Genomic DNA, 18,020 nt, shown 5'->3' on the forward strand with positions numbered 1-18,020 from the left:
TGATGGGGCCGAAGAAGCAGGATGGAATCATGGGCCGTCAGGCGGGTTTGAGTTTTCAAAAGGGAACGACCGCAGCGACCATTCTGGGCAGCGTGCTCTGGTTCCGGGCGCTCTGGGCCCTTCAACTCTTCCTGGTGTTGCTGGCCTACCGGCTGGGCATTTCGGGCACGGAATTCGTGCAAGGCTTTCTCGCCGGCTTCATCGACGGCATGCGGCCTGTCTTTTTCGGTTTCTGGTTCGCCTATGTCGCAGGATATCTCGCCGCCGCGATGCTGTATCCGTCGCGCCCGATCGCCGCGAGCGTGACCTATTTCCTTGCTTCCCTGCTTGACCTCCTGCTGTGGCTGTCGGCCTCGATGTTCGTGTCCTATGAATTCATCCTGGAAGGTTGGGCGGCGATGCTTGATGTTGCATTCAACCTGCTTGACCTGGCCCTGATCGCCGCGCTGCTGACCGCCGCATTGAGCGGAGCGGCCAACCGCATGAAGTGATTGCGGGCTTAGTGCCCGACCAGGAATAAATGGTGACAGGCCCCCTTTAATCCTCGGTTTCACGCTGCGGTTGGACTTTCGGTTTCGGGCGCAGCTCACGCTGCAGCATTGTTTCCAATCGGGCCAACCAGCCCGACTCTCCCTTCGGATATCCCCAAAACAACCGGGACAGACACAATTAATCCCGTTCACCCCCGCGCCTCTGGCGCGCACCGCACCATGGATCGCTTGCCGAGACTTCGCCGTATCCGCTTCTTCAGGTCAAGGGCGCCGCAGGCGCCGCTTCGCGGTTTCACCCTTGAGCTGAAGAAGCGGATACGGCCTGCTGGCTGACAAGTGATTTATGGATGGCTCCGCGCAGAGCGCCGCGTGCAAGGCACGTGTTCCTTCTCCCCGGGGAGTAGGGCGGGCCGTTCAGGCGCTCACTCCACCACAGCCAGCAGATCCTTGGCATCGACCTGGGCCCCGGCACTGATCGGCAGGCGTTTGACCGTGCCGGACTGGGGCGCGGTGATCGAGGTTTCCATTTTCATTGCTTCCAACGTCATCAACAGGGTGCCGGCTTTCACGGTGTCGCCCTCCTTGGCGGCGACGGTGGCGATCAGGCCGGGCATCGGGGCGGGGATGTGGCCCGGATTGGCCATGTCGGCCTTTTCATTGACGACCACGGTGGAGGCGACCGATTTGTCATCGACGCGAACAACGCGCGGCTGGCCGTTGAGCTCGAAGAAGACCTCGCGCAGACCGGCATCATTGGGCTCGCCGATCGCCATGAAGCGGATATTGAGCGACTTGCCGCGGTCGATCTCGACGGAGATCTCCTCGCCCGGTTCCATGCCATAGAAGAAGACCGGCGTGGGCAGGCGGTCGACGCGTCCGAACTCGCTGCGATGGGTTTCGTAATCGGCGAAGACTTTTGGGTACATGATGGCCGAGCAGACATCATTGTCATTGATTTCGCGCCCGCCATGGCCCTTGATCGTCGCGCGCACCGCGTCGAAATCGACCGGGTCGAGATGTTGGCCGGGGCGGTCGGTGCGCGGCTTTTCACCCTTCAATGCCTTGGCCTGCAGGGCCGGCGGCCATCCGCCTGGCGGTTGACCAAGATCGCCGCGCAACAAGCCGATCACGCTTTCCGGGAAATTGATCTCGGTATCGGGATCCAGCACGTCGTCCGGTGTGAGGCCGGAGGAGACCATGTAGAGCGCCATGTCGCCAACGACCTTGGAGGAGGGCGTCACCTTGACGATGTCGCCGAACATCATGTTCACGGCGGCATACATCTTGGCGACTTCATGCCAGCGCTCGGCCAGCCCCATCGAGCGGGCCTGTTCCTTGAGATTGGTGAATTGCCCGCCCGGCATTTCGTGCAGGTAAACCTCCGACGCCCCGGCCCGCAGGTCGGGCTCGAAGGCGGCGTATTGGGTGCGCACATCTTCCCAATAGTCCGAGAAGCGGCGGATCACCGCCGGGTCGATCCCTGTGGTGCGATCGGTATCGCCAAGCGCCGTGATGATGGAGCCTAGATTGGGCTGGGAGGTCAGGCCGGAGAAACTGTCCATGGCCGCATCCACGGCATCGGCGCCCGCTTCGCAGGCCGCCAGAACAGTCGCGGCGGCAATGCCGGACGTGTCATGGGTGTGATAATGCACCGGCAGGCCGGTCTCGTCCTTGATGGCGCTGACCAGGGTGCGGATCTGGGCCGGACGGCACAGGCCGGCCATGTCCTTGATGCCGATGATATGGGCGCCGGCGGATTTGAGCTCACGGGCGAGGCCGAGATAATAGTCGAGCTGGTATTTCGGCCGCTCGGCATGACCCAGATCGCCGGTATAACAGATCGCCGCTTCGCACAGACGGTCGGTCTTGAGCACCGACTCCATGGCGACTTTCATGTTGTCGGCCCAGTTGAGACTGTCGAAGACGCGGAAGACATCAATCCCGGTCTGGGCCGCCTGTTTGACAAACAGGTCGACGGCATTGTCGGGATAATTGGTGTAGCCGACGGCGTTGGAGGCGCGCAGGAGCATCTGGAGCATGACATTCGGCATGCGCTGGCGCAGATCGGCCAGGCGGTCCCAGCTGTCTTCCTTCAAAAAGCGCAGGGCGACATCAAAGGTCGCGCCGCCCCAGCATTCGATCGAAAACAGCTCGGACAGGTGTTCGGCATAGGCCTCCGACACGGTGACCATGTCGTGCGAGCGCATGCGCGTTGCCAGCAGGGACTGGTGACCATCGCGCATGGTGGTGTCGGTGATCAGCACGCGCTTTTGCGCCAGCATCCAGTCGCGAAAGCCTTCCGGGCCCAGCTTGTCGAGCAATTGCTTGGTGCCGTCCGGTGCCTTGCCGGTGCTGGGTGGCGGCACCGGTGTGACGGCATGGGCCGGTGGCAGCGGCCGGCCGGCCACCTCCGGATTGCCATTGACCGAGACGTCGGCGATGAAGCCGAGCAGACGCGTGGCGCGGTCGCGGCGCTTGGGAAAATCAAACAGGGCCGGCGTGGTGTCGATGAAACGGGTGGTGATATTGCCCGAGACGAAGTCCGGGTGATTGATGACGTTTTCCAGGAAGGCGATATTGGTCGAGACGCCGCGGATGCGAAACTCGCGCAGGGCCCGATCCATCCGCCGCACAGCTTCTTCCGGCGTCGCTGCCCAGGCGGTGACCTTTTCCAGCAGGCTGTCGAAATAGCGCGTGATCACGGCGCCGGAATAGGCGGTGCCGCCATCCAGCCGAATGCCGAAACCCGTCGCGCCGCGATAAGCAGTGATACGGCCATAATCCGGGGTGAAATTATTCTGCGGGTCTTCCGTGGTGACCCGGCATTGCAGGGCGTGACCGTGCAGCACGATTTTCGACTGTTCGGGGACGCCGGTCTCGGACTCGATACCGATATGGCCGCCACGGGCGATCTGGATCTGGGCGCGGACGATGTCGATCCCGGTCACTTCCTCGGTCACGGTATGTTCGACCTGGACGCGCGGATTGACCTCGATGAAGTAGAATTTGCCGGTTTCGGCATCGAGCAGGAATTCCACCGTGCCGGCGCCGCAATATCCCGCATGGCGCACCAGGCGCAGGGCGGCCTCGCAGATGGCGGAGCGGGTGTCCTCGCCCATGTCCGGCGCCGGGGCGCGCTCGACGACTTTCTGGTTGCGGCGCTGGACCGTGCAGTCGCGCTCGTAGAGATGGACCAGATTGCCATGACTGTCGCCGAGGATCTGGACCTCGATATGGCGCGCCTTGCGGATCAGTTTTTCCAGATAGACCTCGCCATTGCCGAAAGCGGCTTCGGCCTCGCGGCGACCGGCTTCCGCCTGGGCGTGCAGCTCGCCGGCCTCCTCGATCACCCGCATGCCGCGACCACCACCGCCCCAGCTGGCCTTGAGCATGAGCGGATAGCCAACGGCCTCGGCCATTGTGTCCCAGTCATCCGATGCGTCGGGCAAGGGGCCTGTCGCGGGCACCACCGGCACCTCGGCCTCAACCGCCATATTGCGCGCGGCGACCTTGTTGCCGAGGGATTTCATGACATCCGGAGACGGGCCGATAAAGGTCAGGCCGGCCGCGGCACAGGCTTCGGCGAAGTCGGGATTTTCCGACAGGAAGCCATAGCCGGGATGGATCAGGGTCGCGCCGCACTTCTTGGCAATGGCGATGATGCCGTCGATATCGAGATAGGCCTTCACCGGACCGAGGCCGGCGCCAACCCGATAGCTTTCATCGGCCTTGAAGCGGTGCAGCGCCAGCTTGTCCTCTTCCGCATAGATCGCGACCGTGCGCAGGCCGAGCTCGGTAGCGGCGCGCATGATGCGGATGGCGATTTCACTGCGATTGGCGACGAGGAGTTTTTCGGTGGGCACGCGGCGTCTCCCGATAGGGTCAGGGGTGGCGCGCGCCGGTCAGCGCGCTGGTAACGTTACCATAAAAACCGCTTCGCGCGGCGGATGGAAGCGAAATGTTGCACTGCGAAGGTTGAGGGTGACGCGTTTTGAGGTCGGCGGCAAGAGAGACAGGTTTGGGGCACGGGCGATGAGCGGGAAGGCGTGATCTCGACCGCCTTGGCCTTAAGAACCGGATACGGCCCGCTGGCTGACAATAGAATTAAGGGCGGTTCCGCGCTTGGCGCGATGACCTGAACGAGCTTCCTTCGGTCGCGCCGGTTTCGCGCCTCTAACACGGTGTCTCCAACTCGGTACCTCCATGGTCGTTATCTCCGAGGAAGAGGTTCTGCCCCGCTCCGCTGTGGGCGCCCAGAATATGTACATAATTGAGATATGCTATCATCAATCTGCGACAGATTATGAGATATAGCTTGAAAAATTTACTCTAACATGTAATATCTTAGTTACATGAGGTGATCAGATGATGTCTCCGGACTCGATGGATGCGGTTTTTCAGGCGCTCGCCAGCACAACGCGGCGCGAGATGCTCGACATCGTCCGCAATGAGCCGGGATGCTCGGTCGGGGCGGTCGCCAGCCGTTTTGATGTCAGCCGGATCGCGGTGATGCGCCATCTGACCGTTCTGGAGGAGGCCGGTCTCATCATCTCGGACAAGCGCGGACGCACGCGGCATCTCTACATGAATGCCGTGCCCATCCAGATGATCCATGACCGGTGGACGAGCGAGTATTCCGCGCTCTGGTCCGGTCGCATGCTGGATATCAAGTATCTCGCCGAACAACGCCGTGCCCGCGACGGCGATGCGCCGGAGGCGGACGAAATTACTCACACGAAGGGGGAGCCAGGATGAGTGAACCACAAGCCAAAAGCCTGTCCGGAGAGGTCCGGACATCCATGTACCGGGTCATGATCCGGGCGACGATTGACCAGGTCTGGTCCGAGCTGATCCGGACCGACCGGCCGATGCCCTTCTTCTTCAACGGCCAGTATGACACGCCCGGCCTTCAGAACGGGGCGGCCTTCGCCATGCGCACGCCGGACGGCAAGCATACGCTGGTAATGGGCAAGGTGATCGAGTTTGAGCCGCCGCACCGCTATGCGCATACCTTCCGCTTCACCACTTCGGACGACCCGGTCTCGATCGTGCGCTATGTCCTCAAGGAGGTTGAAGGCGGGGTTGAATTCACGCTGATCAATGAGCACTCGGCGGCCGACGAGGTCTCCAAGTCCGAGAAGCAAATGGCGCAGGGCGCGAAATTCATCTGCGAGAATCTCAAGGCACTGGTCGAGACCGGCAAGGCCACGATGGGCGGACGCATGATGCTGTTCATGTTTTCCTTGATGGCGCCGATGACGCCGAAGGCGGCGCTGTCGAGCAATTGGCCGCTTGAGCGCGCGCCCGACCTGTCCGAAATTCCTGCAGTCACAGAGGAGGCCTGATCATGGCGCAATCCCCGGAAGACATGGCGCGGTCGATGATCGCCAACATGCCGGAAAAGACCGGCAAACCGCTCGGCGACTGGGTCGCGATCGTCAAGGCGAGCGGGCTGGAAAAGCATGGCGAGATGGTCAAGCTGCTCAAGACCGAGCACGGCATGACGCATGGCTTTGCCAATCTGGTGGCGCATGAAGTGAAGAGCGGGGTCGTCTCGGCCCCGGCTGCCGCCACTGACCTGGTCGAAGCGCAATATGCCGGCGGCAAGGCCGGCCTGCGTCCGATCTATGATGCCCTGTCGTCCGCCGCGACCGGCTTTGGCGGCGATGTCGAACTCGCCCCGAAGAAAGCCTATGTCTCGCTGCGGCGGGCCAAGCAGTTCGGCCTGATCCAGCCCTCGACCAGGACGCGGGTTGATCTCGGTCTCAATCTCAAAGGGGTCGAGCCCGCCGGTCGGCTGGAAGCGTCGGGCTCGTTCAATGCGATGTGCACCCATCGTGTCCGCCTGGACGGGCCGGGCGCGGTCGATGCCGAAGTGCTTGGCTGGCTCAAACAGGCTTATGAGGCGGCAGGCTAGGTGGACGGCGCCCGGTTTGCCACTGGACAGACCTTGCGGGCGCGGGCATGCTTGCGGTGAAATTTTGTTGGAGAAAGGCGCCATGCGTCTACTGGCAGGCAAAAACGTGCAGATGACCGGGGTGGCACGCAAGTGCGCGCCGATCCCTGCCGTGCGCCGTCTTCCCATCATTTCGATTACCACCGTCATGGCGCCTACAGGAGCGATGACAGCCACGACCTGACCCCTTTGACTTAGGTTTCGTGCAGTTTCACCCCGCTCCTGGCCACAGGAGTGGGGTTTTTTCTGCGCGGCATTCCGGAGACCGCCCATGTCGCTAACTGCCCGTTCGACAGCCCCTTTGCCAGACTGCCCACCGCAAGAAGCCACCGCGCTGTCTGCTGCGTTCGACCATGTCGACACGCTGCGGCGGGACGGGTTTGGCGGCATTCTGCGTGCCCCGATGGTCGCATCGCCGGTCCTGTCGGCGAGCGCGGGATGCGACCTGTGGGTCAAGCTGGAAAACCTTCAGGTCACCGGCTCGTTCAAGGAGCGCGGCGCGTTTGCCCGCATGGCCGCCCTCAGTGCGGATGAGCGCCGCAGGGGCGTTGTCGCGGCGTCGGCGGGCAATCATGCCCAGGGTGTGGCACGCAGCGCCGGGGCGATGGGTATAGCGGCCCGGATCTACATGCCGGTGGGAACGCCGACCGTGAAGGTCAATGCGACCCGCGCCCTGGGCGCTGAGGTCGAGTTGGCCGGCGATGATTTTGATGCGGCCAAGGCGCTTGCTGTCGCCGCAGCCGAGACCAGCGGTGCCGTCTTCATCCACCCCTTCGATGACCCTGTCGTGCTGGCCGGGCAGGGAACGGTGGCGATGGAAATGCTGGAGGACCAGCCCGACCTCGACGTGCTGGTCTTCCCGGTCGGCGGCGGCGGGCTGGCGGCGGGCGCCGGGCTGGCGGCGCGGCGGATCAAGCCGGACATCGAACTGGTGGGTGTGCAGTCCGACCTTTTCCCGGCCTTTGCCAATCTCTTTCACGACGCCGACCGGCCGGTCGGTGGTTTCACCCTCGCTGAAGGCATTGCCGTGCGTCAGCCCGGTGATCTGACCAGCGCGATATTGAAGACCCTGCTCGATGATGTCCTGCTGGTGGACGAGCGCCAGATCGAGCACGCGCTCAATCTCTTCATCGCGCAGATGCGGGTCCTGCCGGAAGGGGCGGGCGCTGTCGGGCTTGCTGCCGTCCTCGCCCACAAGCAACGCTTTGCCGGCAAGAAGGTCGGCCTCGTCCTGTCCGGCGGCAATGTCGATACAAGGCTCTTGTCATCGCTCCTGCTGCGCGACCTGGCCCGATCGCGCCGGCTAGCCCGCTTCCGCATCGAGCTGGTCGATATTCCCGGGCAGTTGTCGAGCGTGTCGGAGATCATCTCCGAGGCCGGTGGCAATGTCACCGATGTCGCCTATCACAAGACATTCTCGGACCTGCCAGCCAAGGTGACCTATATCGATATCTCGCTGGAGGCGCAGGATGGCGCCCATATGGACCGGATCCAGGCGGCCCTGCAGGCGGCCGGCTTCCGGGTCGAACTGGCGGGCTACTGAGTTGATCTGCCCATCGGGCTTTGAAATGTCACATCCGGCCGTTACCGGTAACGGCAGCGAAATACACTGACCGACCGCGAGGAGCGCATCATGAAATTCTTTGTCGACACGGCCGAAACCGCAGAGATCGCCGAGCTGGCTGAAGCCGGTCTGGTCGATGGTGTCACCACCAACCCGTCCCTGATCGCCAAATCAGGCCGTAACTTCCTCGAAGTGGTCAAGGAAATCTGTGATCTGGTCGAGGGACCGGTCAGCGCCGAAGTCACTGCGCTCGAAGCGCCGGCCATGATCGCCGAAGGCAAGAAGCTGGCCCTGCTGGCCGACAATGTCGTGGTCAAGCTGCCGCTGACCTTTGAAGGTCTCAAAGCCTGCCAGGCGCTGACGGCCGAGAATATCCAGACCAATGTGACGCTGTGCTTTTCCGCCAATCAGGGCCTGCTCGCTGCCAAGGCCGGAGCGACCTATGTCTCGCCCTTCATCGGCCGGCTCGATGATCTTGGCGTTGACGGCATGGAGCTGATCGCCAATCTGCGGATGATCTTCGACAATTACGCCTTCGACACCCAGATCCTGGCCGCTTCGATCCGTTCGGCCGACCACATCCAGCAATGTGCCCTGCTGGGCGCCGACGTCGCCACCGCCCCGCCCTCAGTCCTGAAAGGCCTGGTCAAGCACCAGCTGACCGACAAGGGCCTGGAAGCCTTCATGGCCGACTGGCAGAAGACGGGTCAGAGCATTCTCTAGCGGGGCTGTCGGGGACAGGGCGAAGGGGCCGCCGTATCGGGTTACGGCCAGGCCCCTTCTTGCCCCACCCGATCAGACCTTGATGCTGAATCCGTCCCGCGGCCTGGCCTTGCCGTCCAGCAAGGCACGGTAAGTGGCGAGGGCGCCGTCGCTTCCTGCTTCACTGCGGAAGTCGAAATAATCCGGTGCGGCGTCGGCAAACTTGCGCCAGGCGGCCTTGTATCTCTGATCGAACGCTTCCGGTCCCCATTGCTTGATGAGGGTGCGCGCAGCGTCCGGAGCGAAGAAGAATTGTGGTTTGGGCGGGGGCAGGTCGCGCGGTGGCGCGGATTGCTCCCAATGGGCGCCGCCGACCCGGATATTGGCGGCGAGCTGGCCGGCAAGGCCTTCATGGAGCTTGCGGTTGAGGTCGGCGTCTCCGGCGAAGTCGACGATCACCGCCGGCGCGGAGGGGGCCAGCGCATCGAGCGCGTCATATGTCGCAACTGAGTCATAGAGGCCCAGGCCCGACACGAAGTCTGCATTGCCCTTCGACGTCAGGCCGATCGCCTGGCGGCCGCCGCCAGCCTTGAGCGCAAAGGCGAGGGCGATGGCGGTCTTGCTGGAGGCGCTGGTCAAGAGGACCGGTGCCTCGGTCAGGCCGTTGTCCGGGTCGCGCAGGAAGAAGTCGAGCAACCAGGCGGTGATGAAGAGCGGCTGCAACACCATTTGCGCGGCCTCGCCCCTTGATGACCAGCCGGGATCGGCGGCGCAGCGGACATAATTATTGTAGGCGGGGGCCAGCTCGGCGCGGTGTTCGGACGTGTCGACGAAACCGGCCGGCGTCACCTTGCCGGGACTGACAATCAGTTCTGATGCGGCCGGGAAATAGCCGTAGATCCGCTCGCCGACGGTGAGGCCGTCGACCCGGCTTTCAGCGATCTCGGCGAAACCCCATACCGGCAGACGGCAGCGACCGTCATCGCCGGGGAAAAAATCCCAATAGCGCATCGCATCGCCAAAGGCCGCATAGGTGATGTTGTTGGCGGTCAGCGCAAAACTGTCGACCGACAGGCGGGCTTCGCCCTCGGCGAGCGGTCGCGTCGTCGCCTCGGCGATCCGGACGTCAGTAATGTTTTTGCGGTCTATGGACAGGGCCCAGTTCATCGATCTCTCCCGTTGACGGTCGTCTTTGCGACCTGATGCCAGGACAGTTCACGGGATCCTGCTGCGGATCAAGCGCGCAAGCTTCAGGGATGGGATGGGCGAGGCTGAAACTGCAGTGAAAACCGCCCGTGACAAATTGCCATACACATTTTGTGGTGAAGTGCGCTACACCCGGACAATAACGCGAATCGCCGGGGGCACACATGATTTCCGCTCAAGGGCTACGACGGGCCGGATCCGACCCGAACACAGCCATCGTACTCCTCATCACCGTATTGGGCGCCCTGTGGTCGCTCTTTGCTGCCGCCTATGCTCCGGACGCCGCGATGAAAGGGCAGGCCTGGCTCCTGCTCGGCGGTTTCCTGACCGGTATTTTCCTGCTGGTTGGCTCGATCGCCGGCGGTGGGGTGATCACCGATGAGCGCGAGTATAACGAGAACCTGATCAAGGCCGGCGTGATCGCCTCCATGTTCTGGGGCGTGGTGGGATTGCTGGTCGGCGTTGTCATTGCCTTCCAGCTGGCCTTCCCGGTCCTCAATATCGAGGAATTCGGTTTCACCAATTTCGGACGTCTGCGTCCGCTGCACACCTCGGCCGTGATCTTTGCCTTCGGCGGCAATGTACTGATCGCGACGTCCTTCTATGTCGTCCAGCGGACCTGCCGGACCCGGATCGCTGGCGGCATCTGGCCGTGGTTCGTGTTCTGGGGCTATCAGTTCTTCATCCTGATGGCCGCCTCGGGCTATGTCGTCGGGATCACCCAGGGCAAGGAATACGCCGAGCCGGAATGGTATGCTGATCTCTGGCTGACACTGGTCTGGGTGGTCTATCTGCTGGTCTTCCTGGGCACGCTGTGGAAGCGCAAGGAGCCGCATATCTATGTGGCCAACTGGTTCTACCTGGCCTTCATCGTCACGATTGCCGTCCTGCACGTGATCAACAACCTGTCCATGCCGGTCTCCTGGCTTGGCTCGCGCTCCTACTCTGCCTTCTCCGGCGTGCAGGATGCCCTGATCCAGTGGTGGTACGGCCATAATGCGGTCGGCTTCTTCCTGACCGCCGGCTTCCTCGGGATCATGTACTACTTCATCCCCAAGCGGGTGAACCGGCCGGTCTATTCCTATCGCCTGTCGATCATCCACTTCTGGTCGCTGATCTTCATCTATATCTGGGCCGGACCGCACCACCTGCATTATACGGCCCTGCCGGAATGGGCGCAGACGCTGGGCATGACCTTCTCGATCATGCTGTGGATGCCGTCCTGGGGCGGAATGATCAACGGTCTGATGACGCTGTCGGGCGCCTGGGACAAGCTGCGCACCGACCCGGTGGTCCGCATGCTGGTGATGTCCGTTGCCTTCTATGGCATGTCGACCTTTGAAGGTCCGGTGATGTCGATCCGCGCCGTCAACGCCCTGTCGCATTATACCGACTGGACTGTCGGCCATGTGCATTCGGGGGCGCTTGGCTGGGTCGGCTTCGTCTCCTTCGGTGCCATCTACTGCCTGGTTCCCTGGTTGTGGAAGCGCAAGGGCATGTTCTCCAAGGCCCTCATCGACTGGCACTTCTGGGTCGCGACGATCGGCATCCTTCTCTACATCACCTCGATGTGGGCGGCCGGTATCATGCAGGGCCTGATGTGGCGGGCCTATGACAGCCTCGGCTTCCTGGAATACTCCTTCGTCGAGACCGTCGAAGAGATGCATATCTCCTACATCATCCGGGCTGTCGGCGGGCTGCTCTACCTCGCTGGTGCCCTCATCATGGCCTACAATGTCTATCGCACCATCAAGGGCGATGTGACCGAGGTCGATGAAGATGTTGTCGATCAACCCTCACTCCAGCCGGCGCAATAGGAGGTCCTCATGTCAGGGAAAAAATCTCTCTGGAGCGATCTCCACAAATCGCTCTTCGAAAAGAACTCGCTCATCCTCACGGTCGGGGTTCTCGTGACCGTCTCGATCGGCGGCATTGTCGAGATCGCACCGCTCTTCTACCTCGACTCGACGATCGAGGAGGTTGACGGCATGCGGCCCTACACGCCGCTCGAGCAGCTGGGACGCGACATCTATATTCGCGAGGGTTGCTATAACTGCCACTCGCAAATGGTTCGCCCGCTGCGCGACGAGGTCGAACGCTATGGCCACTACTCGCTGGCGGCCGAGAGCATGTATGACCACCCCTTCCAGTGGGGCTCGAAGCGGACCGGTCCGGACCTCGCCCGCGTCGGTGGCAAGTATTCCGACGAATGGCATCGCGATCACATGCGGCGGCCGCAATCGGTGGTGCCGGAGTCGATCATGCCGGCCTATGGCTTCCTGGAGACGTCCGAGCTCGCCTTCGACAATGTCGAGGCCAATCTCCGCGCCCTGCGCACGGTGGGTGTGCCCTATGACGACACGATGCTCGCATCGGCCGTGTCGGACATCGAGACCCAGCTGGATCCGTTCGCCGATGATTATGACGGCTTCCAGGCGCGCTATCCTGGTGCCGTGATGCGGGAATTCGATGGCAATCCGGACCAGGTGACCGAGCTCGATGCGCTGATCGCCTATCTGCAGGTGCTCGGCACGATGGTGGATTTCTCCACCTATGAAGCCGAAGCCGATGAAAATCTGAGGTAGGGCGATGTACGAACTCCTCTCCACCTTCGCGCAGACCTGGGGCCTGCTGGTCTTTGTCGTCCTGTTCGGCACAGCGCTCGTTTACGCGCTCTGGCCACGCAACCAGGCCCGGTTCGATGCTGCGGCCAGCGCCCCACTTGTTGAAAACGACGCTCCGGCTCCGGCCGGCGAGACCGAGGACGAGACCCATGTCCGAGCATGACGAGACACGCGAAACCGACGCGCATTCCGGAACCGCAACAACCGGCCACGAATGGGATGGCATCAAGGAGCTCGACACGCCATTGCCGCGTTGGTGGCTCTATATCTTCTACGCCTCGATCGTCTGGTCGGTGGTTTATTGGGTCCTGATGCCGGCCTGGCCGGCGCTGCCGGGACTGGCCGGCGAGACCGACCACACACGTGGCCTGCGCAACCATTCCGAGCGGGCAAATGTCGCGCTGGCCCTTGATGCGCTGGCGGCAGAACGCGCTGACGGGTTCGCGGCGCTGGAAGGCGCGTCGATCACCGAGATCGAGAATGATCCGGACCTGCTCGGCTTCGTCTTTGCGGCCGGTGAGGCCGTATTCGGCGATAACTGCGCGACCTGCCACGGAACGGGTGCCCAGGGTTTTGTCGGATATCCCAACCTGAATGATGATGTCTGGCTGTGGGGCGGCTCGTATGACGATATCCGCACCACTCTCGCCGTTGGCATCCGGGCGGAGCATCCCGACACGCGTTTCTCGCAGATGCCGGCTTTCGGGCGGGATGAATTGCTGACGCGCAGCGAGATCGCCGACACGGCCGATTACGTCCTGTCGCTGTCCGGTGTCGAGGCCGACAGCGCGGCCATCGCCCGCGGCGCTGTGATCTACGACGCCCAGTGCGCCAGCTGCCACATGCCGGGCGGTGTTGGCGACCGGGTCCAGGGTGCGCCTGATCTGACCGACCGGGACTGGCTCTATGGCGGCAGTCGCGACCAGGTCATCGCCAGCATCCATCGCGGGCCCTATGGCGTCATGCCGGCCTGGGAAGGTCGGCTCGACGAGGCAACACTCGATGCCATGGCCGCTTATGTGTTCCTCTTGGGAGGCGGGGAGGGTGCGTCAGAGCGCCCCACCGGGCAGTAGGTCGCATGTGAGCGGCTGTCCGGCTCCTGTATGAAGCCGTCATGACCCAGCCAACTGCCCAGCAACAGGCCGCGGCCGGCATTCCCCGGTCGCAGGCCGAGGCCGTCAACGCGGCCGAGACGCGCGAGCTCTACAAGAAGCGCGAGCCGATCTATCCCAAGCTGGCGCACGGCAAGTTCCGTTTTGCCAAATGGGTGGTGATGGCGGTCACGCTGGGGATTTACTATCTGGTCCCCTTCCTGCGCTGGGACCGGGGTGAGGGCGCGCCGGACCAGGCCGTGCTGATCGATTTTGCCGGCCGTCGCTTCTACTTCTTCTTCATCGAGATCTGGCCGCAGGAAATCTATTACGTCACCGGGCTGCTGATCATCGCCGCGCTGGGCCTCTTCCTCGCCAGCGCGCTGTTCGGGCGGGTCTGGTGTGGCTATGCCTGCCCGCAAACGGTCTGGACCGATCTCTTCATCATGGTCGAGCGCCTGTTCGAGGGCGATCGCAATGCCCGCATCAAGCTGGACCGGGCCGGGTGGACGACTGACAAGGCGCTGCGCAAGGTCGGCAAGCACGCGGTCTGGCTGTTGATCGCCTTCGGGACCGGCGGTGCCTGGATCCTCTATTTCCACGATGCCTGGGACACGCTGGCGAATTTCTTCGCCGGTACGGCGGCGCCGTCCTCCTATGTGTTTGCCGGTGTGCTGACCTTCACCACCTATGCCCTCGCCGGAACCATGCGTGAGCAGGTCTGCACCTATATGTGCCCCTGGCCACGCATCCAGGCCGCCATGACGGATCGCGAAGCGCTGAACGTCACCTATCGCGTCGATCGTGGTGAACCGCGCGGCGCTCACAAGAAGAATGAAAGCTGGGACAATCGCGGCGATTGCATCGACTGCAAGCAGTGCGTGGCGGTCTGCCCGATGGGGATCGATATCCGCGACGGCGCCCAGCTGGAATGCATCCAGTGCGCCCTGTGCATCGATGCCTGCGACGACATCATGGCCAAGGTCGACCGTCCGACGGGTCTGATCACCTATGAGACCGATGACAATGTCGACCGTTTCGTGGCGGGTGAGAAACCGCGCTACCGTTTTCTTCGGGCCCGGACGATGGTCTATGCGGTGTCACTGGCGATCGTGTGCGCGGTGATGCTGGCCGGGCTGGTCATGCGCACCGAGCTCGACCTGAATTCGCAGCGCGACCGCAATCCGAATTATGTGCGGCTGTCAGACGGTTCGGTACGGAACGGGTATTCGCTGACCGTCATCAACAAGGCGACAACGCCGCGCGTGCTTCAGCTCGCCATCGACGGCGATACCGCTTTCCAGACCCGCGTTCTGGGCGCTCCGGCGGATGCGCCCGGACGGTTGGAGGTCGGCGCCGACACGACACAGGACTTTGTCATCTATCTGACCCTGCCAGGCGAGGCGATCGACGGTCCACGCGAGGACTTCCAGTTCCGGGTCACCGATCCGTCGACCGGCGAGACCGCGACCACCCGATCCGTCCTGATCACCGGAGCTGATTGAGCCATGCGAAACCCGTTCAACCCGCTGCGCGGCTGGCACGTCCTGATCCTGATCCTGATGTTTTTCGGCGTCACGATCGGCGTCAACGCGACCTTCGTGACGCTTGCCCTGTCCAGTCATCCCGGCGAAGACGTGCCGCGCTCCTACGTGCAGGGCCTCAATTACAATGACACGCTGGACCGCCGCAACGCCCAGGCCGCCCTGGGCTGGTCGGCGCGGGTCAACCAGGTTGATGGCGATCTCGTCCTCGCCATTGATGATGCGGACGGGGCGGCTGTCGCCGGCCTCCAGCTGGCCGGCCAGCTGATCCACCCCGCGGATACGGGCGCTGACTGTGACCTCGCTTTCACCGAGGCCCGGCCGGGTGTCTATCGCTCGACGCTGCCTTGCGGCGAGGCCGGTGATTGGCGTTTGCGTGTGCATACGGTGGACGGCCCGCCGTTCGAGATGATGCACGCTTTGAGGCTGCCATGACGGCGGCTGTCGCCGGGGCGGCGATGGCCGGACATGCCGACCCGCAGGCCTTCGTGCGGGAAAGCGATGGCGAGGCCAGTCTCGATCTGCTGGTCCGCGGTGCCACCTGTGCCGGCTGTATCGCCCGTATCGAAGGCGGGCTGAAGGCGGATGCCCGTGTCACCCAGGCTCGTCTGAACTTGTCGACCGGCCGGCTGAACCTGCGCTGGACCGGATCTGCAGACCTTGCGCGCGACTATGTCGATACATTGGGCCGGCTGGGCTATCCGGCGACGCCCTATGAACCGGAGAGCGAGGCCGATCCGCAAAAGGAAGATGAGCGCAAACTCCTCTATGCGCTCGCGGTGGCCGGCTTCGGCATGGCCAATGTCATGTTACTCTCGATTTCGGTCTGGGCCGGCGGCGAGGAGATGAGCGCCAGCCTGCAGGCGTTGATGCATCGCGGCTCCGCCCTGATTGCCCTGCCGGTCGCGGCGTACGCTGGCCAGCCCTTCTTCCGTTCTGCCGTGACCGCCCTGCGCAGCGGTCACGTCAACATGGATGTACCGATTTCGCTGGCGGTCCTGCTGGCCTGCGGCCTGTCGGTCTGGGAAACCTTTATCGGTCACGGACAGACCTATTACGACGCAGCTGTCATGCTGCTCTTCTTCCTGCTTATTGGCCGCTTTCTCGATATGCGCCTGCGCGCCCGCGCCGGCGAGGCCGCCCGAGGACTCGCGGCGATGCAGGCCGCCACCGCCAATCGTCTGGAAGCCGATGGCCGCGTCCGCGCCATCCCGGCGCGCGATGTGAAGGCGGGCGACCGGCTGGTCCTCGCTGCCGGTGACCGCGTCCCGGTCGATGCGACCATTTGTGAGGGCGAGGGCGCGCTGGACGGCTCGCTCGTGACCGGTGAAACAGCGCCCGTCATTGCCAAGCCGGGGCTCGACGTTTTTTCCGGCATGCTCAATCTCGACGGCAAGCTGGTGCTCGAAGCGCGCAGTGATCGCGACCATTCGCTGCTGGCCGAGATCACCCGGCTCGTGGAAGCCGGTGAGCAGGCGCGCTCGCGCTATGTCCGTCTGGCCGACCAGGCGGCGCGGCTCTATGTACCGGTCGTGCACGGGTTGGCGGCGCTGACGCTGATCGGCTGGCTGGTGATCGGTGGCGAGGCGCGTCCGGCCATCATCAACGCCATTGCGGTGCTTATCATCACCTGTCCCTGCGCGCTGGGGCTGGCGGTGCCGGCCGTTCAGGTCGTGGCGTCGGGGCGGCTCTACCGTGAGGGCGTGCTGGTGAAATCCGGCGATGCGCTGGAGCGTTTCGCAGGCATTGATACCGTGGTGTTCGACAAGACCGGCACCCTGACCGAGGGACGCCCGCGCCTGATCAATCAGGACGCGTTGCCGGACGGCATGCTGGAGCAGGCCGCACGCCTGGCCCGTACCAGTCGTCATCCGCTCTCGCGCGCCATTGCTGATGCCGCCGGCATGGGCGAGGCCGCGGCCGGGGTCCGCGAAGTGCCGGGAGGCGGTCTGGAAGCCGAACAGGACGGCATGCTGGTCCGCTTTGGCGCAGCGAACTGGATGGGAATTGACGCCCATTCCGACCCGCATACGGAAGCCTGGCTGCAGGTCGGAACGGACAGGCCGGTCCGCTTTTGTTTCGAGGACAGTCTGCGCCCGGATGCCAAGGCTGTGATCGCGGGCCTGAAGGCGCGGGGCTGCGGCGTGACCCTGCTGTCCGGTGACCGGCCCGGTCCGGTCAATGCGGTGGCAATGGAGCTTGGCATTGACGATTGGCACGCAGGCCTTCAGCCACGCGACAAGATTGACCGGCTTGAAGCCTTGAAAGCACAGGGACGGGTCGTGGCGATGATCGGCGACGGGATCAATGACGCGCCGGCCCTGGCGGCGGCCCATGTCTCTGTCTCGCTCGCCTCTGCCGCTGAGATTTCCCAGGCCGCCGCCGATTTCGTGTTGCAGGGCGACAAGCTGGCGGCCTGCCTGGTCACGCTGGATGTATCGCGGTCGGCGCGGCGGCGTGTATTGGAGAATTTCGGTCTGGCGGCCGCCTATAATGCGATTGCGGTACCGATGGCCGTCGCCGGACTGGTGACGCCGCTGATTGCCGCCATCGCCATGTCGGCGTCCTCGGTCCTGGTCACGCTGAATGCGCTCCGGCTGGCGCGGAGAACGCGCTGATGTCGGTTCTGATCTGGATGATCCCGGTGGCCATTGCGATGGGCGCCCTGGGCCTTGCCGGTTTCCTGTGGAGTCTCCGCTCGGGCCAGTATGAGGATATGGACGGCGCCGCCCAGCGGATGCTGATGGACGATGATGCGCCGTTGCCGTCGCGCGATTCTGAAACCGGCGAGGGTGCGCAGGATGATGGTCAGATCGACGGCGATGCGCGCCGCGATGCCTGA

16 protein-coding genes are annotated in these 18,020 nt (G+C 63.4%); 14 read left to right on the top strand and 2 right to left on the bottom strand.

Translation table 11 applies throughout. From position 1 onward, the window contains the following. Positions 1-29: 29 nt before the first annotated feature. The gene (locus tag MMAR10_RS05950; RefSeq protein WP_011643081.1) at positions 30-491 is read left to right on the top strand and encodes a hypothetical protein; all 462 of its coding nucleotides are present in this window, start codon (positions 30-32) and stop codon (positions 489-491) included. Positions 492-913: 422 nt separating this feature from the next. Here the strand turns inward: MMAR10_RS05950 and MMAR10_RS05955 are convergent, their stop codons facing one another. Further along, positions 914-4,354, bottom strand: coding sequence for a pyruvate carboxylase (locus tag MMAR10_RS05955; protein ID WP_011643082.1), 3,441 nt, complete (start codon positions 4,352-4,354; stop codon positions 914-916). A 502-nt stretch (positions 4,355-4,856) separates the two neighbouring features. Here MMAR10_RS05955 and MMAR10_RS05960 point away from each other — a divergent pair. The 5 genes from MMAR10_RS05960 (at position 4,857) to fsa (ending at position 8,734) form a co-directional block, all read left to right on the top strand. Beyond that, entirely contained in the window at positions 4,857-5,246 is a 390-nt protein-coding gene (locus MMAR10_RS05960) for an ArsR/SmtB family transcription factor (protein WP_011643083.1), read from the top strand. Continuing rightward, positions 5,243-5,836, top strand: coding sequence for an SRPBCC domain-containing protein (locus tag MMAR10_RS05965; protein WP_011643084.1), 594 nt, complete (start codon positions 5,243-5,245; stop codon positions 5,834-5,836). The genes MMAR10_RS05960 and MMAR10_RS05965 overlap by 4 nt, the downstream gene beginning before the upstream one ends. 2 nt (positions 5,837-5,838) lie before the next feature. After that, a complete protein-coding gene (locus tag MMAR10_RS05970) occupies positions 5,839-6,408 on the top strand; it encodes a DUF4287 domain-containing protein (RefSeq protein ID WP_011643085.1) in 570 nt (189 codons plus the stop codon). 310 nt (positions 6,409-6,718) lie between these two features. Next, positions 6,719-7,990 carry a threonine ammonia-lyase gene (locus MMAR10_RS05975; protein WP_011643086.1) on the top strand — a complete coding sequence of 424 codons (1,272 nt, stop codon included), beginning with the start codon at positions 6,719-6,721 and terminating at the stop codon, positions 7,988-7,990. Positions 7,991-8,080: 90 nt separating this feature from the next. Further along, positions 8,081-8,734 carry a fructose-6-phosphate aldolase gene (gene fsa, locus MMAR10_RS05980; RefSeq protein WP_011643087.1) on the top strand — a complete coding sequence of 218 codons (654 nt, stop codon included), beginning with the start codon at positions 8,081-8,083 and terminating at the stop codon, positions 8,732-8,734. Between the two features lie 72 nt (positions 8,735-8,806). Here fsa and MMAR10_RS05985 read toward each other — a convergent pair whose 3' ends face one another. Then, entirely contained in the window at positions 8,807-9,880 is a 1,074-nt protein-coding gene (locus MMAR10_RS05985; RefSeq protein ID WP_011643088.1) for a DUF2855 family protein, read from the bottom strand. Between the two features lie 203 nt (positions 9,881-10,083). Here MMAR10_RS05985 and ccoN point away from each other — a divergent pair, with 203 nt between their 5' ends. Genes ccoN through ccoS form a run of 8 tightly spaced genes read left to right on the top strand, consistent with a single transcriptional unit; the run spans position 10,084 to position 18,020 of the window. Further along, complete coding sequence (gene ccoN, locus MMAR10_RS05990; protein ID WP_011643089.1) at positions 10,084-11,736, top strand: cytochrome-c oxidase, cbb3-type subunit I; 1,653 nt, start codon at positions 10,084-10,086, stop codon at positions 11,734-11,736. Positions 11,737-11,745: 9 nt separating this feature from the next. Then, on the top strand, positions 11,746-12,504 hold the full coding sequence (ccoO, locus tag MMAR10_RS05995; RefSeq protein ID WP_011643090.1) for a cytochrome-c oxidase, cbb3-type subunit II: 759 nt from the start codon (positions 11,746-11,748) through the stop codon (positions 12,502-12,504). Between the two features lie 4 nt (positions 12,505-12,508). Further along, complete coding sequence (locus tag MMAR10_RS06000; protein WP_011643091.1) at positions 12,509-12,706, top strand: cbb3-type cytochrome c oxidase subunit 3; 198 nt, start codon at positions 12,509-12,511, stop codon at positions 12,704-12,706. Further along, the gene (ccoP, locus tag MMAR10_RS06005; RefSeq protein ID WP_011643092.1) at positions 12,693-13,616 is read left to right on the top strand and encodes a cytochrome-c oxidase, cbb3-type subunit III; all 924 of its coding nucleotides are present in this window, start codon (positions 12,693-12,695) and stop codon (positions 13,614-13,616) included. Before MMAR10_RS06000 ends, ccoP begins: the two co-directional genes overlap by 14 nt. 41 nt (positions 13,617-13,657) lie before the next feature. Continuing rightward, positions 13,658-15,139, top strand: coding sequence for a cytochrome c oxidase accessory protein CcoG (ccoG, locus tag MMAR10_RS06010; protein ID WP_011643093.1), 1,482 nt, complete (start codon positions 13,658-13,660; stop codon positions 15,137-15,139). 3 nt (positions 15,140-15,142) lie between these two features. Next, positions 15,143-15,613: a FixH family protein gene (locus MMAR10_RS06015; protein WP_011643094.1), complete on the top strand. Its 471-nt coding sequence runs from the start codon at positions 15,143-15,145 to the stop codon at positions 15,611-15,613. Continuing rightward, a complete protein-coding gene (locus MMAR10_RS06020) occupies positions 15,610-17,796 on the top strand; it encodes a heavy metal translocating P-type ATPase (RefSeq protein WP_011643095.1) in 2,187 nt (728 codons plus the stop codon). The genes MMAR10_RS06015 and MMAR10_RS06020 overlap by 4 nt, the downstream gene beginning before the upstream one ends. After that, positions 17,796-18,020: a cbb3-type cytochrome oxidase assembly protein CcoS gene (gene ccoS, locus MMAR10_RS06025; RefSeq protein ID WP_011643096.1), complete on the top strand. Its 225-nt coding sequence runs from the start codon at positions 17,796-17,798 to the stop codon at positions 18,018-18,020. The genes MMAR10_RS06020 and ccoS overlap by 1 nt, the downstream gene beginning before the upstream one ends.

Source organism: Maricaulis maris MCS10, assembly GCF_000014745.1.
In the GTDB taxonomy this organism is placed as follows: Bacteria; Pseudomonadota; Alphaproteobacteria; order Caulobacterales; family Maricaulaceae; genus Maricaulis; species Maricaulis maris_A.

Excerpts from the sequence above, each read along its gene's own strand:
- MMAR10_RS05950 (WP_011643081.1), top strand. The coding sequence starts at position 30 with ATGGGCCGTCAGGCGGGTTTGAGTTTTCAAAAGGGAACGACCGCAGCG.
- MMAR10_RS05960 (WP_011643083.1), top strand. The coding sequence starts at position 4,857 with ATGATGTCTCCGGACTCGATGGATGCGGTTTTTCAGGCGCTCGCCAGC.
- MMAR10_RS05965 (WP_011643084.1), top strand. The coding sequence starts at position 5,243 with ATGAGTGAACCACAAGCCAAAAGCCTGTCCGGAGAGGTCCGGACATCC.
- MMAR10_RS05970 (WP_011643085.1), top strand. The coding sequence starts at position 5,839 with ATGGCGCAATCCCCGGAAGACATGGCGCGGTCGATGATCGCCAACATG.
- MMAR10_RS05975 (WP_011643086.1), top strand. The coding sequence starts at position 6,719 with ATGTCGCTAACTGCCCGTTCGACAGCCCCTTTGCCAGACTGCCCACCG.
- fsa (WP_011643087.1), top strand. The coding sequence starts at position 8,081 with ATGAAATTCTTTGTCGACACGGCCGAAACCGCAGAGATCGCCGAGCTG.
- MMAR10_RS05985 (WP_011643088.1), bottom strand. The coding sequence starts at position 9,880 with ATGAACTGGGCCCTGTCCATAGACCGCAAAAACATTACTGACGTCCGG.
- ccoN (WP_011643089.1), top strand. The coding sequence starts at position 10,084 with ATGATTTCCGCTCAAGGGCTACGACGGGCCGGATCCGACCCGAACACA.
- ccoO (WP_011643090.1), top strand. The coding sequence starts at position 11,746 with ATGTCAGGGAAAAAATCTCTCTGGAGCGATCTCCACAAATCGCTCTTC.
- MMAR10_RS06000 (WP_011643091.1), top strand. The coding sequence starts at position 12,509 with ATGTACGAACTCCTCTCCACCTTCGCGCAGACCTGGGGCCTGCTGGTC.
- ccoP (WP_011643092.1), top strand. The coding sequence starts at position 12,693 with ATGTCCGAGCATGACGAGACACGCGAAACCGACGCGCATTCCGGAACC.
- ccoG (WP_011643093.1), top strand. The coding sequence starts at position 13,658 with ATGACCCAGCCAACTGCCCAGCAACAGGCCGCGGCCGGCATTCCCCGG.
- MMAR10_RS06015 (WP_011643094.1), top strand. The coding sequence starts at position 15,143 with ATGCGAAACCCGTTCAACCCGCTGCGCGGCTGGCACGTCCTGATCCTG.
- MMAR10_RS06020 (WP_011643095.1), top strand. The coding sequence starts at position 15,610 with ATGACGGCGGCTGTCGCCGGGGCGGCGATGGCCGGACATGCCGACCCG.
- ccoS (WP_011643096.1), top strand. The coding sequence starts at position 17,796 with ATGTCGGTTCTGATCTGGATGATCCCGGTGGCCATTGCGATGGGCGCC.